The 12,692-nt window shown below is 65.0% G+C and carries 12 protein-coding genes; 8 read left to right on the forward strand and 4 right to left on the reverse strand.

Annotated elements, in window-relative coordinates; genetic code table 11:
- Positions 1-102: 102 nt before the first annotated feature.
- Positions 103-1,254, reverse strand: coding sequence for an acetylornithine deacetylase (gene argE / locus DXK93_RS20410; RefSeq protein WP_119450979.1), 1,152 nt, complete (start codon positions 1,252-1,254; stop codon positions 103-105).
- A 120-nt stretch (positions 1,255-1,374) separates the two neighbouring features.
- Between argE and DXK93_RS20415 the strand changes: the two genes are divergently transcribed.
- Positions 1,375-2,688, forward strand: coding sequence for an MFS transporter (locus tag DXK93_RS20415; RefSeq protein WP_059374811.1), 1,314 nt, complete (start codon positions 1,375-1,377; stop codon positions 2,686-2,688).
- A 40-nt stretch (positions 2,689-2,728) separates the two neighbouring features.
- Here DXK93_RS20415 and DXK93_RS20420 read toward each other — a convergent pair whose 3' ends face one another.
- A complete protein-coding gene (locus DXK93_RS20420; protein ID WP_054450575.1) occupies positions 2,729-4,996 on the reverse strand; it encodes a bifunctional (p)ppGpp synthetase/guanosine-3',5'-bis(diphosphate) 3'-pyrophosphohydrolase in 2,268 nt (755 codons plus the stop codon).
- Positions 4,997-5,101: 105 nt separating this feature from the next.
- On the opposite strand from DXK93_RS20420, the gene DXK93_RS20425 reads away from it, so the two are divergent.
- Both DXK93_RS20425 and DXK93_RS20430 read left to right on the forward strand, forming a co-directional pair.
- Positions 5,102-5,935 (forward strand): zinc-dependent peptidase, encoded by an 834-nt coding sequence (locus tag DXK93_RS20425; protein WP_119450980.1) that lies wholly within the window; start codon positions 5,102-5,104, stop codon positions 5,933-5,935.
- Positions 5,932-6,441, forward strand: a complete 510-nt coding sequence (locus tag DXK93_RS20430) for an NAD(P)H-dependent oxidoreductase (RefSeq protein WP_119450981.1) — start codon at positions 5,932-5,934, stop codon at positions 6,439-6,441. The genes DXK93_RS20425 and DXK93_RS20430 overlap by 4 nt, the downstream gene beginning before the upstream one ends.
- Before the next feature lie 95 nt (positions 6,442-6,536).
- Here the strand turns inward: DXK93_RS20430 and DXK93_RS20435 are convergent, their stop codons facing one another.
- Positions 6,537-6,887 carry a RidA family protein gene (locus tag DXK93_RS20435; protein WP_042796825.1) on the reverse strand — a complete coding sequence of 117 codons (351 nt, stop codon included), beginning with the start codon at positions 6,885-6,887 and terminating at the stop codon, positions 6,537-6,539.
- Between the two features lie 72 nt (positions 6,888-6,959).
- Positions 6,960-8,135 (reverse strand): nicotinate phosphoribosyltransferase, encoded by a 1,176-nt coding sequence (gene pncB / locus DXK93_RS20440; RefSeq protein WP_054450570.1) that lies wholly within the window; start codon positions 8,133-8,135, stop codon positions 6,960-6,962.
- Between the two features lie 156 nt (positions 8,136-8,291).
- On the opposite strand from pncB, the gene fdxA reads away from it, so the two are divergent.
- The 5 genes from fdxA to nth all read left to right on the forward strand — a co-directional run bounded on the left by fdxA (position 8,292) and on the right by nth (position 12,356).
- The gene (gene fdxA, locus DXK93_RS20445; RefSeq protein WP_006389264.1) at positions 8,292-8,615 is read left to right on the forward strand and encodes a ferredoxin FdxA; all 324 of its coding nucleotides are present in this window, start codon (positions 8,292-8,294) and stop codon (positions 8,613-8,615) included.
- A gap of 49 nt (positions 8,616-8,664) precedes the next feature.
- The gene (locus DXK93_RS20450) at positions 8,665-9,465 is read left to right on the forward strand and encodes a ferredoxin--NADP reductase (protein ID WP_119450982.1); all 801 of its coding nucleotides are present in this window, start codon (positions 8,665-8,667) and stop codon (positions 9,463-9,465) included.
- Between the two features lie 212 nt (positions 9,466-9,677).
- Positions 9,678-10,904 (forward strand): polyhydroxyalkanoate depolymerase, encoded by a 1,227-nt coding sequence (locus tag DXK93_RS20455; RefSeq protein WP_119450983.1) that lies wholly within the window; start codon positions 9,678-9,680, stop codon positions 10,902-10,904.
- A gap of 175 nt (positions 10,905-11,079) precedes the next feature.
- Positions 11,080-11,724: an electron transport complex subunit RsxB gene (gene rsxB, locus DXK93_RS20460; RefSeq protein ID WP_119450984.1), complete on the forward strand. Its 645-nt coding sequence runs from the start codon at positions 11,080-11,082 to the stop codon at positions 11,722-11,724.
- Positions 11,721-12,356 carry an endonuclease III gene (nth, locus tag DXK93_RS20465; RefSeq protein WP_054450563.1) on the forward strand — a complete coding sequence of 212 codons (636 nt, stop codon included), beginning with the start codon at positions 11,721-11,723 and terminating at the stop codon, positions 12,354-12,356. Before rsxB ends, nth begins: the two co-directional genes overlap by 4 nt.
- Positions 12,357-12,692 lie beyond the last annotated feature (336 nt).

Consider the following 12,692-nt stretch of genomic DNA (forward strand, 5'->3'; position numbering starts at 1 on the left):
CCACTGCCGGCCGCAAATCCGGTTTGCAACCCGTCATTTTACCTGACGCCGGCAGCGGCCGGGGGCAACGCCCCAGCCGCCCCGGGAACCGTCAGCCTGCCCTCAGAGCGACTGCCCCAGGCGGCGCAGGAAGGTGTCGCAGGCGGCCAACTGGTCCAGCGCGACGTACTCGTTGGGCTTGTGGGCCTGTTCGATATGGCCGGGGCCGCAGACCACGGTGGGGATGCCGATGCCCTGGAACAGGCCAGCCTCGGTGCCGTAGGCAACCTTGCGGGTGGCGCGGTCTTCGGTCAGGGCGCGCACCAGCTGGGTGATGGCGGCTTCCTCGGACGCTTCCAGGGCGGGCGCGGCCGCGCCCGTCTCGATTTCGATGCTGGCGCCGTCGAATTCGGCCTTCATGCGCGGCAGGAGCTCTTCGCGCACGTATTTTTCAACTTCTGCCTGGATCTCGTCGGGCTGCATGCCGGGCAGGTTACGGAATTCGTAGGTAAATTCACACAGTTCGGGGATGGTATTGACCGCGATGCCGCCCCGGATCTGGTTGGTGGTCATCGTGGAGAACGGCACGTCGTAGAACTGGTCGTAGGGGCCGTTGGCCTTGAAGCTGTCGGCCAGGTCGCGGATGCGGCAGATCAGGCGGGCGGCATATTCGATGGCGTTGCAGCCGCGCGGGGTCAGCGACGAGTGCGCCGCCTTGCCGTGCACCTTGCAGCGGAACAGGTTGATGCCCTTGTGCGCCACCACCACCTGCATGCCGGTGGGCTCGCCCACCACGCAGCCTTCGGGGCGGATGCCGCGTTCGTGCAGGTCTGCCAGCATGTAGGGCGCGCCGGCGCAGCCGACTTCCTCGTCATACGAGAACGCCAGGTGCATCGGCTTCTTGCGCGGCATGGCCAGGAATTCCGGCACCATTGCCAGCGAGCTGGCGATGAAACCCTTCATGTCGCAGCTGCCGCGGCCATAGAGCAGGTCGTCCTTTTCGACGAGCTTGAACGGATCCGTGCTCCATTCCTGGCCGTCGACCGGCACCACGTCGGTGTGGCCGGACAGCACGATGCCGCCCTGCATGCCGCCGTCCTGGGCGGGCAAGGTCGCGAACAGGTTGGCCTTGGTGCGCTCCGGATTGTGCGCCAGCCATGCGTCGACGCCCTGGCCCTTGAGCCAATCCCGGACGGTTTCGATCAGGGCAAGATTGGAATTGCGGCTGGTGGTGTCAAAGCCAACCAGCGTTTCCAGCCAGGTGCGCGCGTTCATGTCACTACTCTCTTGGGGAAAAACAGGAGTGTAAGGCCAGCGCGCCTCCGCGTCTCGGCGTGGTCCGGCGCGCGAAGCGCCTAGAATGTCGCCCGGTTAGGCAAACCCCAAGGAGAAACCGTGCAGCACAAAGCAGTTCCCACACGCAACATCGTGGCGGCAGTAATAGGCAATGCCCTCGAATGGTATGACTTCCTGGTGTTCGCGTTCATGACGCCGATCATCTCGAAGCTGTTCTTCCCCACCGACCCAAGCGTTCCCGGCAGCGAGCTGAACGCCATCCTGATGACCACCGCCATTTTCGGCGTCGGCTTCTTCATGCGCCCCGTGGGCGGCATCATCCTTGGCCTGTACGGCGACAAGAAAGGCCGCAAGGCCGCCATGGTCATGGTGACCTCGCTGATGGCCGTGTCGATCGCGCTGATCACCGTGGCCCCCACCTACCACGCGGCCGGCATCCTGGCCCCGATCTTCATCCTGATCGCCCGCCTCTTGCAGGGCTTCTCCGCCGGCGGCGAATTCGGCACCTCGACGGCGCTGCTGATCGAGATGGCGCCCAACGGCAAGCGCGGCTTCTACGGTTCCTGGCAGATGGCCGGCCAGATGCTGGCGCTGCTGATCGGCGCGGCCTGCGGCACGCTCATCACCGAGTTCTTCACCCCGCAACAGATCGCCGACTGGGCATGGCGCCTGCCGTTCGCGTTCGGCCTGGTCATTGTCCCCATCGCCATCTATATCCGCCGCAACGTCGATGAAACCGACGCGTTCAAGCAGATCAAGGAAGAAGAGCGCCAAGCCGCCGCCCGCGGCGACGTGCAGCGCCTGAGCCTGGGCCAGATGCTGAAGACGCATACCCGCGAAGCGCTGATCGGCGTGGGCCTGGTCGTCACCGCGACCGTGTCCATCTACATCACCTTCACGTATCTGGTGACCTACTCCACGCAGATCCTGAAGCTGCCGCTGAACCAGACCTTCCTGGTGCAGATGGCGGGCGCGGCGCTGATGGTGCTGCTGACGCCCTTCATGGGCGCCTGGTCCGACCGCATCGGCCGACGCCCCCTGGTGATCGGCTCGCTCATCGGCTACCTGATCGTGCTGTATCCGCTGTACTACTGGCTGTCGGACGCGCCGTCCATCGGCCGCCTGCTGGCCGTGCAGGTCGTGGTCTGCCTGTTCGTGTCGGCATTCTTCGGCGTGTTCAGCACGGTGATGGCGGAACTGTTCCCCGCGCGCGTGCGCTCGGTGGGCCTGTCCCTGGCCTACAACGTGGCCGTGATGATCTTCGGCGGTTTCGCGCAGTTCATCGTGACCTGGCTGATCAAGACCACCGGCTCGCCGATGGCGCCCGCCTATTACGTGATGTTCGGCGTGGCGCTGGGGCTGATCGCCGCGTTCTACATGCGCGACCGCGCGCACGAAGAGCTGGACAACTGAGTCCTGCCCCCGCCCGGGCCGCCCGGCCCGGGTTTCCCGCCTAGCGGCGTGTCGCCGACGACACGCCCGGCACTTCGGCCAGGGCGTCCAGCGCGCGCGACAGCGATTCCCCGCCGCGCACTTCCACCGTGAACACCATATGGGCCAGCGACTGCTTGCTCTGTGTGTTCACGCCCACCACGTTCAGGCGCAGCCGCGCAAAGACTTCGGACAGGTCCCGCAACAGGCCGGAACGGTCGTGCGCGCGCACACTGATGTCCACCGGGTAGAACGTGTCGGCGGTTTCGCCCCAGGCCACCTCGATGACGCGCTCCGGCTCTCGCGCGGCCAGCGCCAGATAGCTGTGGCAATCGCTGCGGTGGATCGACACCCCGCGTCCGCGCGTGACAAAGCCGGCGATCGGATCGGGCGGCGCCGGACGGCAGCAGCGCGCCAGCTGCGTCAAGAGCGACCCCACCCCCACCACCAGCACGCCGCTCTTGCCGCTTTTCTCGGCGCTGCCGGCGCTGGCATGGCGCAAGGCGGCCGGCTGCGGCTCGACGACCGGCCCGGGCTGCTGGAACAGGGTGTCGATCTGCCGCAGGCTGAATTCTTCCTTGGCCGCCGCCACGTACAGGTCGTCGGCGCGGGCGAATCCCAGGTTCTGCGCCAGCTGTTCCAGATTGACGGCAGTCTTGCCCAGCCGCTGCAATTCCTTTTCGACCAGCGCCTGGCCCTGCGTGATGCGCTGCTGCAATTCGATCGCGTTGAACCACATGCGCACCTTGGCGCGGGCCCGCGGACTGGCCAGAAAGCCCAGCTGCGGGTTGAGCCAGTCGCGCGACGGCCCGCCGGACTTGGCGGAGATGATCTCCACGGTCTGGCCGGTGGACAGATGGGTCTGCAGCGGCACCATCTGCCCGTCGACGCGGGCGCCGCGGCAACGGTGGCCAAGGTCGGTGTGCAGGTGATAGGCGAAATCGACCGGCGTGGCGCCGGCGGGCAGTTCGATCACGCGCGCCTGCGGCGTCAGCACGTAGATGCGCTCATCGGTATGGGCCGGCGCCGCCGCCGGGCCGCGCTGCCTGCCCGATGCCGGCTTGGCGGGCGCGGGCTGGGCGGGTTCGCCGCCGCCCTCGACATCGCTGTTCCAGGCCAGTAGTTGCCGCATCCACGCCAGTTGCCGGTCGTATTCGCTGGAGGCCGCCACCTGGCCGCCCTTGGCGCCCGCTTCCTTGTAGCGCCAATGCGCGGCCATGCCGTATTCGGCGAACTGATGCATCTCGCGCGTGCGGATCTGCACTTCGAAGGGACGGCCGTCGTCGTCGGCCACCACCGTGTGCAGCGAGCGGTAGCCGTTGGGCTTGGGCCGCGAAATATAGTCGTCGAATTCTTCCGAGATCGGCGTCCACATTTCGTGCACCATGCCCAGCGCCGTATAGCAGGCGCGCACGTCGTCAACGATGATGCGCAGCGCGCGCAGGTCGTACATCTGCGAGAAATCCAGCCGCTTCACGCGCATCTTGTTCCAGATGCTGTAGATGTGCTTGGGCCGGCCGCTGACCTCGGCCTCGACGCCCGCCTTGGCCAACCCCGTCTGCAGGCGTTCGATGGCGCCGGCGATGAAGGCTTCGCGCTCCACCCGCTTTTCTTCCAGCAGGCGGGCGATCTGTTTGTACTTGTCGGGCTCCAGGAAGCGGAACGCCAGATCTTCCATTTCCCACTTGATCTGCCAGATCCCCAGGCGGTTCGCCAGCGGCGCATACAGGTCCAGGGTTTCGCGGGCGAAATCGGTGGAGCACGGCGCCTTGCTTTCCGCGTGCCAGCGCAAGGTGCGCAGGCGCGAGGCCAGCCGCATCAGCACGATGCGCAGGTCGGCCGCCATGGCCAGCAGCATCTTGCGCTGCATTTCCTTTTGCGAGCCGCTTTCGGCGGCGGCGTCGCTCGCCTGCCGCGCCACCACGCCCAGGCGCAGCAGCGCGCGCGTGCCCTGCACCAGCCGCGCGATCTCGGGACCGAAGGCGGCCGCGACCGGATCGCTGCGCAGGGACGGCGCGGGCGCCATCAGGTCGGTCGGCAAGGCAGCCAGCAGCGCCGCGGCGCGGGTGGCGGCATCGGTATGCAAGGCCGCCAGGATGCGGACCACGCCCGCGCCGTGTCCGGCCAGGGGTTCGCCGGTCAGCGCCTGCTGCCCTTCGAAACGCGGTTCGGCCCAGGCCACGGCCTGGTCGATCAGCGCCACGCCCTCGGCATCCAGGCCGGCGCCTACCTCCTGGCGCCAGGTAGCGTCGAAAGGCGTAGGCGCGTCGGGAACAGGCGGGGCGGACATGACGGACGGCAGGCGGATGTAGTTTGATATCCCGACACTCTACACTAGGGTTTGTAGACACCAAAAGCAGCCGCTAGCCCCGGCATATGGAAGGAACCGAAGCTTATGTTGCGCTGGCTCAAGGGCCGGGGCGCCCGCCCCTCCGCGGTGGCCGAAATGCAGGCCCGCATCTCCCCGGAACTGTGGCAACAGGTGCTGGACGCCCACCCGTTCCTGGCGGCATTGAAAGCCGATGAAGCGGCCCAGTTGCAGGCGCGTTCGGCCTGGCTGCTGGCCAGCAAGCACATCAACGGCGCGCAAGGACTGGAGGTCTCGGACTTCATGCGCCTGAGCATCGCGGCCCAGGCCAGCCTGCCCATCCTCAACCTGGCGCCCGAACTGTACGAAGGCTGGGACGAGATCATCGTGTACCCCGCCAGCTTCCGCATCCCGCGCTCGCGCCAGGACGATGACGGCGTGGTGCACGAATACCTGGAGGACGCCGCCGGCGAAGCCTGGGAAGGCGGGCCGCTGGTGCTGTCCTGGGAAGACACGCAGTTCTCCGACGGCGGCTTCAACGTGGTCATCCACGAGTTCGCCCACAAGCTGGACCTGCGTTCGGGCTATGCCGACGGCATGCCCTCGCTGGCCGCGCACCCCGAACTCAAGCCACAGGCCTGGCGCCGCATCCTGGACGACAGCCTGGACCGCTTCATCGCTGCCGTGGATGCGGTCGAGGCCGCCATCCCGCATGATGTGGATCCGGAAAGCGAGGCCGCCGACGCCTGGTACGGCCAACTGCCGATGGACCCGTATGCCGCCACCGACGAAGCCGAGTTCTTCGCGGTCAGCTCGGAACACTTCTTCGTGGATCCCTACCCCATGCACGAAGCGCTGCCGCAATGGTATGGGCTGCTGCGGGCCTACTACCGGCAGGATCCGCTGGAACGCTACGCATGAAACAGCTGCTGATCGTGTGGCATTCGCGCACCGGCGCCGCGCGGCAGATGGCCGAAGCCGCTGCGCGCGGCGCGCGCGCGGCCGCCGCGCAACTGGAACAGACGGCAGACCTGGACGTGGTCTTGCGGCGCGCCGCCGACACGCAGGCCGAAGAAATGCTCGCCAGCCAGGCCTACCTGTTCTGCGCTCCCGAGAACCTGGCCTCGCTGAGCGGCGAGATGAAGGAATTCTTCGACCGCAACTATTACGCGGTGCTGGACCGGATACAAGGCTTGCCCTACGCCTGCGCCATCAGCGCGGGCAGCGACGGCGCGGGTGCGGCGCGGCAGGTCGAGCGCATCTGCACGGGCTGGCGGCTCAACGCGCTGGCGCCGGCGCTCATCGTCAACATGGGTGCGCAGACGGCGCAGCAGATCCTGGCGCCCAAGATCGTGGCCGGCGCGGATATTGCGAAATGCGAGGAATTGGGCGGCCTGCTGGCCGCGACGCTGTTGCTCGGGCAGTAGCCGGCACAACGCGGGATGATGAGACGGGTGGCGCACGCGCCAGCCCGCCCCCGTGCACGCATCAGGCGCCCGGGGCGCCCGACGCGGCAGGCGTCTTAGACGGCAGCCGTCACGACGATTTCGACCTTGTAGTCCGGATTGGCCAGGCGGGCTTCGACGGTGGCGCGCGGAGGCGAATTGCCGTCGGCGACCCAGGCGTCCCAGGCCTTGTTCATGCCATCGAATTCCTTCATGTTGGCCACGTAGATCTGGGCCATCAGGATCTTGGTCTTGTCGGTGCCGGCTTCGGCCAGCAGGCGGTCGATCGTGGCGAGCACCTGTTCGGTCTGGCCGGTGATGTCCAGCGTGGAATCGTCCGGCACCTGGCCGGCCAGGTACGCGACGCCGTTGTACACGGCCATGTCGGACAGGCGCTTGGCCACGTGGAAGCGCTTGATGCTGCTCATGAATAGTCCCCTAGATTCGAGTGGGTTGGGTGGAACGATACTGAAGAACCCGCAATTTACCCCGAGCCGCCGTCAGGCGGGGGGCAGCTGGAATACCTGGCGCAGATAGGCCAGGTAGGCCGGATCGTCGCACATGGTCTTTTCCGGCGCGTCGGACACCTTGGCCACCGGCTGGCCATTGCAGCGGACCATCTTCATGACGATCTGCAGGGGCTCGTGGCCCAGGTCGTTGGTCAGGTTGGTGCCGATGCCGAAGGACACCTTGCAGCGACCGGAAAACTGGCGGGCCAGCTCGATGGCGCGCGGGAAAGTCAGCGAATCCGAGAACACCAGCGTCTTGGCGCGCGGATCCACGCGGTTCTTGCGGTAGTGCTCGAGCAGGCGCTCGCCCCAGACGAAGGGATCGCCCGAATCATGCCGCGCGCCGTCGAACAGCTTGCAGAAATACATGTCGAAATCACGCAGGAAGGCATCCATGCCGTAGACGTCCGACAGCGCAATGCCCAGGTCGCCACGGTATTCCTTGGCCCAAACCTCCAGCGCGTACACCTGCGAATCGCGCAGCCGCGGACCCAGCGCCTGGCAGGCTTGCAGGTATTCGTGGCCCATCGTGCCCAGGGGCAGCACTTCGTGTTGCTTGGCCAGCAGCACGTTGCTGGTGCCGGCGAAATGCACGCCCATCTGCGACTTCATGGTGGACACGATTTCTTCGTGCCAGATCTTGGAAAAGCGGCGCCGCGTGCCGTACTCAGCCACGCGGAAATCGGCCAGCGCCGGATCGTCCAGCACCAGGTGCATCTTGGACTGCAGGCGCTTGCGGCCCTCTTCCCAGTCGGGATTCTTGCGGGTGTTGCGGAAATAGACCTCGTTGACGATGGCCAGCACCGGGATCTCGAACAGGATCGTATGCAGCCAGGGGCCTTTGACCTCGATGCTGATTTCGCCCGGCCCATCGCCCACGCCGATGTGAATGCAGCGCTCCGGCAGATGGAACAGTTCGAGGAAATCGACGAAGTCGCTTTTGATAAAGCGCAAGCCGCCCAGATATTTAAGTTCGTCCTCGGTGAAGCGCAACTGGCATAGCTGATGCACTTCCTCGCGGATTTCGTCCAGGTAGGGACGCAGGTCGACCCCGGGCGTGCGGCATTTGTAACGGTACTCGACCTGGGCAGCGGGAAAATGATGCAGAACCACCTGCATCATGCTGAATTTATACAGATCGGTGTCGAGCAGCGAAGTGATTATCATGATGGCGCGTTTCGTTTCGCGACACCATAGCATAGAGCTCCCGCTGTTCAGGGCGAAGGGCCACTATGTCAATACGGGTATTGCCGGCACATCGGCGCGGCATTGGGTAAAATCCGCCCAACAAGACACAAAAGCCGCCGCTCCCGGAGTTCCTGAATGACCCACGTTGTCACCGAAAACTGTATTAAGTGCAAGTACACCGACTGCGTAGACGTGTGCCCGGTGGACTGTTTTCGTGAGGGTCCGAACTTCCTCGTGATCGACCCTGACGAATGCATCGACTGCGCCGTCTGCATCCCGGAATGCCCGGCCAATGCCATCTACGCCGAAGAAGACGTGCCGCAGGACCAGTTGAATTTCATCGCCCTGAATGCCGAACTCTCGCCCGAGTTCGCCAGCATCAGCCGTGCCAAGAAGCCCCTGCCCGACGCCGACGAATGGAATGGCAAGCAGGACAAGCTGCAATACCTGGAAAAATAATCCGCGAACGCCGGCCCCGCCCTGGCGGCCGGCCTCGCGCGATGTACCGATGACCGACGACTCCAAATACACGCGCCAGACCGTTACCCACGTCCACACCTGGGTGCCTGACAAGCTGTTCTCCGTGCGCGTGACGCGCGACGACGCGTATACGTTCCAGCCGGGCCAGTTCGCCCGGGTCGGTCTGCCGGAAGCCGGCGCCTCGGAAGGCGAACCCACGCTGTGGCGCGCCTATTCCATGGTGTCGGCGCCGCACGAACCCTGGCTGGAGTTCTATTCCATCGTGGTCCCCGAAGGCCTGTTCAGTCCGCGCATGGCGCGGCTGCAGCCTGGCGACTCGCTATATGTGGAAAAGACGCCCTACGGATTTCTGACCCTGGAGCGCTTCGCGCCGGGCGGCGATCTCTGGCTGCTGGCCTCGGGCACGGGCCTGTCTGCCTACCTTTCGATCCTGCGCGACCCGGCAGTCTGGCGGGCCTACCGCCGCATCATCCTGGTGCACGGGGTGCGCACCGCCGCGGAGCTCGCCTACCGCACCGAAATCGAATCCTGGCGCAACCAGCCGGCGCTGGCCGAGTTCTTCGCGGCGGATCCGCAGAAACTCGTCTACCTGCCCATCGCCACCCGCGAAGCCCTGCCCGGCATGCCGCAGGAACGCCTGACCACGCTGATCGCCGACGGCCGCCTGGAGCAGCTCGCAGGCCAGTCGCTGGACCCCGAGCAGGCCAAGATCATGCTTTGCGGCAATCCCGACATGCTGGCCGACGCCCGCAAGCTGCTGGGCGAACGCGGCTTCAAGCCTGGACGCCGCGGCATCCCCGGCAACCTGGCAGTGGAAAACTACTGGTAGCTTCGGTCCGTCCGACTTAGTGCATAAATCCTTCTTTTGGTATGACAGCACGTTGTAAAAAGCGCCCTAAACTGGTGCTCAATGGGTATTGGGTCGCTTTTTAGCAACAGATTTGCTTTTTTTGTCGGCGTTTCTTCAGGCTGTTTAGAAATATCGTTAGTGCCCGGAGCAATAATCGGGACACACGCACGACCCAGAAGGACTTTTCTCAAATGCTGTATCAATTGCACGAAATGCAGCGCGCCTTCCTGACTCCGTTCGCTGCATTTACGGACGCCGGTTCCCAGCTGTTTTCCAGTCCCTACAGCCCTCTCGCCTATACCCCGATCTCCCGCCAGATGGCAGCCGGGTATGAGCTGATGACCCGCATCGGCAAGGAATACCAGAAGCCTGCCTGGAACCTGCCCACCACCGAAATCAACGGCAAGTCCGTCCGCGTCATCGAAGGCGTGGCCATCGACAAGCCGTTCTGCCGCCTGCTGCACTTCCAGCGCGATGTCCGCCACACGGGCCGCGACGATCCCAAGGTCCTGCTGGTGGCGCCGCTGTCCGGCCACCACGCCACCCTGCTGCGCGACACCGTGCGCGCCCTGCTGCCGGCCCACGACGTCTACGTCACCGACTGGGTCGACGCCCGCATGGTGCCGCTGTCGGCCGGTCCGTTCCATCTGAACGACTACGTGCGCTACGTGCAGGATTTCATCCGCCACCTGGGTCCGGACGTGCACGTGATTTCCGTGTGCCAGCCGACGGTGCCGGTGCTGGCCGCCGTCTCGCTGATGGCCTCCGCCAACGATCCCTGTCAGCCGCGCAGCATGGTGATGATGGGTGGTCCCATCGACCCGCGCCAGTCGCCCACGCAGGTCAACCGCCTGGCCACGACCAAGCCCTACAGCTGGTTCGAGAACCAGGTCATCCATCCGGTGCCGCCGCGCTATCCGGGCGCGGGCCGCAAGGTCTACCCGGGTTTCCTGCAGCACGCCGGGTTCATGGCCATGAACCCCGACCGCCACATGAAGTCGCATTACGACTTCTACCTGGACCTGCTGCGCGGCGACGACAGCGACGCCGAAGCGCACCGCCGCTTCTATGACGAATACAACGCCGTGCTGGACATGCCGGCCGAGTTCTATCTGGACACGATCCGCATGGTGTTCCAGGAGTTCCAGTTGCCCAACGGCACCTGGGAAGTGGACGGCAAGCTGGTGCGTCCGGCGGACATCAAGAAGGTCGCCCTGCTCACCATCGAAGGCGAACTGGACGACATCTCGGGCCAGGGCCAGACGCGCGCCGCCATCAAGCTGTGCAAGAACATCCCGGCCGAGCGCAAGACGCACTACACGGCGCCCAACTGCGGCCACTACGGCATTTTCTCGGGCCGCCGCTGGCGCGAAATGATCTGTCCTAAAATTGCCGAATTCATCCGGCAATCTGCGTAGGATGGGTGTAGCGCGAGTCAAGCCGGACTAGAATCCGGACCTCCGACGCGCGCAACCCATCAAACAGCGGTGACTGGAAATCTCAGCGCTGTTTGATGGGTTGCGCGCGATTCGCGTTTGGGGTCCCTGATTCCTGCCTTTCGCGCCCCCGTCCCACGATTTCATCTTCACATCCATGTCCTGTCGCTCATTGGCCGACCGCATCGATGCCTTGCTACCCCAGACGCAATGCACCAAGTGCGGATACGACGGCTGCCGGCCCTATGCCGACGCCATCGCGGACGGCTCCGCCCCGATCAACCGCTGCCCGCCCGGCGGCGACGACGGTATCGCCGCGCTGGCGGTCCTGCTCGATACCCCCATCCTGCCGCTGGACGCCACCCGCGGCGAACCCGGCCCGCTGCTGGTCGCGCGCATCGACGAAGCGCACTGCATCGGCTGTACGCTGTGCATCCAGGCCTGTCCCGTGGACGCCATCGTGGGCGCCAACAAGCATATGCATACCGTGCTGGCCGACTGGTGTACCGGCTGCGACCTGTGCGTGGCGCCCTGTCCGGTCGATTGCATCCAGATGGTGCCGGCAGGTCGCGCCTGGAATTCGCAGGATGCCGCCATCAGCCGCCAGCGCCACCGCAGCCATCTGGCACGCACCGAACGCCTGGCTGCCGACAACGCGCGCCTGATGGCGCCCGAAGCGGCTGCCGCGCCCAGCGCTTCCGCTCCCGCCGCCGACGAGGCGCGCAATGAGGACCGCAAGCGTTCCGCCATTGAATCCGCGCTGGCCCGCGCCCGGGCCCGCCGCAACCCCACTCAATCATGAACGCAGCCAAACGCCGAGAGATCTTCGCCCGCCTGCAGGCCGCCAACCCGCATCCGACCACCGAGCTCGAATACGACACGCCGTTCCAGTTGCTGATTGCCGTGCTGCTGTCGGCGCAGGCGACCGACAAATCGGTCAACATCGCCACGCGCAAATTCTTCCCCGCTTACGGCACGCCGCAAGCCCTGCTGGCGCTCGGCGAAGAAGGCTTGGCCGACTACATCAAGACCATCGGCCTGTACCGCACCAAGGCGAAGAACACCATCGCCACCTGCAAGATCCTGATCGAGCAGCACGGCGGCGAAGTACCGCAGACTCGCGAAGCGCTCGAAGCCCTGCCCGGCGTTGGGCGCAAGACCGCCAACGTGGTGCTCAACACGGCGTTCGGACAACCCACGATGGCGGTGGACACGCACATCTTCCGCGTGTCGAACCGCACCGGCATCGCGCCCGGCAAGAATGTGCTGGAAGTCGAACAGAAACTCGAAAAGTTCGTGCCGCGCGAATACATGCAGGACGCTCACCACTGGCTGATCCTGCTGGGCCGCTACGTCTGCGTGGCGCGCAAACCCAAATGCCCTCAATGCGGCATTTCCGACCTCTGCGAATTCAAGCAGAAGACGCCCGCCTGACGGCGCGTTAGCTTACGCGCCGACACGGCATTCGGTGCACGCAAATCGGGTTTTCCCTCCCTCTCAAATCCATCAGGCGTTGATGACGATCAACGCATATTTGCTGCATTGCATTTCCATTATGGAAAGCCTTTATTCCCTTGTGGCGCAAGCATTGTCGGCCTGCCGACAATTGCCCATTCCGCACTGCAAAACCTATGACAAACCCTCATGGAATTTTGATAAATAGGTGCGCATACTCGCCGGCAACTCATAAGAAAACTGCGATTTCCTGAACAGTTTTCCGGACCCTGCGGGGGCCTGGCGCAACGACGGCAGGTGGAGACCGAAATAAAT

It is taken from the genome of Achromobacter sp. K91 (assembly GCF_003576205.1).
Taxonomy (GTDB): Bacteria; Pseudomonadota; Gammaproteobacteria; order Burkholderiales; family Burkholderiaceae_B; genus Achromobacter; species Achromobacter aegrifaciens.

Bases quoted from the DNA above. Each gene is read 5' to 3' on its own strand.
- argE (WP_119450979.1), bottom strand. From the start codon at position 1,254: ATGAACGCGCGCACCTGGCTGGAAACGCTGGTTGGCTTTGACACCACC.
- DXK93_RS20420 (WP_054450575.1), bottom strand. From the start codon at position 4,996: ATGTCCGCCCCGCCTGTTCCCGACGCGCCTACGCCTTTCGACGCTACC.
- DXK93_RS20425 (WP_119450980.1), top strand. From the start codon at position 5,102: ATGTTGCGCTGGCTCAAGGGCCGGGGCGCCCGCCCCTCCGCGGTGGCC.
- DXK93_RS20430 (WP_119450981.1), top strand. From the start codon at position 5,932: ATGAAACAGCTGCTGATCGTGTGGCATTCGCGCACCGGCGCCGCGCGG.
- DXK93_RS20435 (WP_042796825.1), bottom strand. From the start codon at position 6,887: ATGAGCAGCATCAAGCGCTTCCACGTGGCCAAGCGCCTGTCCGACATG.
- pncB (WP_054450570.1), bottom strand. From the start codon at position 8,135: ATGATAATCACTTCGCTGCTCGACACCGATCTGTATAAATTCAGCATG.
- fdxA (WP_006389264.1), top strand. From the start codon at position 8,292: ATGACCCACGTTGTCACCGAAAACTGTATTAAGTGCAAGTACACCGAC.
- DXK93_RS20450 (WP_119450982.1), top strand. From the start codon at position 8,665: ATGACCGACGACTCCAAATACACGCGCCAGACCGTTACCCACGTCCAC.
- DXK93_RS20455 (WP_119450983.1), top strand. From the start codon at position 9,678: ATGCTGTATCAATTGCACGAAATGCAGCGCGCCTTCCTGACTCCGTTC.
- rsxB (WP_119450984.1), top strand. From the start codon at position 11,080: ATGTCCTGTCGCTCATTGGCCGACCGCATCGATGCCTTGCTACCCCAG.
- nth (WP_054450563.1), top strand. From the start codon at position 11,721: ATGAACGCAGCCAAACGCCGAGAGATCTTCGCCCGCCTGCAGGCCGCC.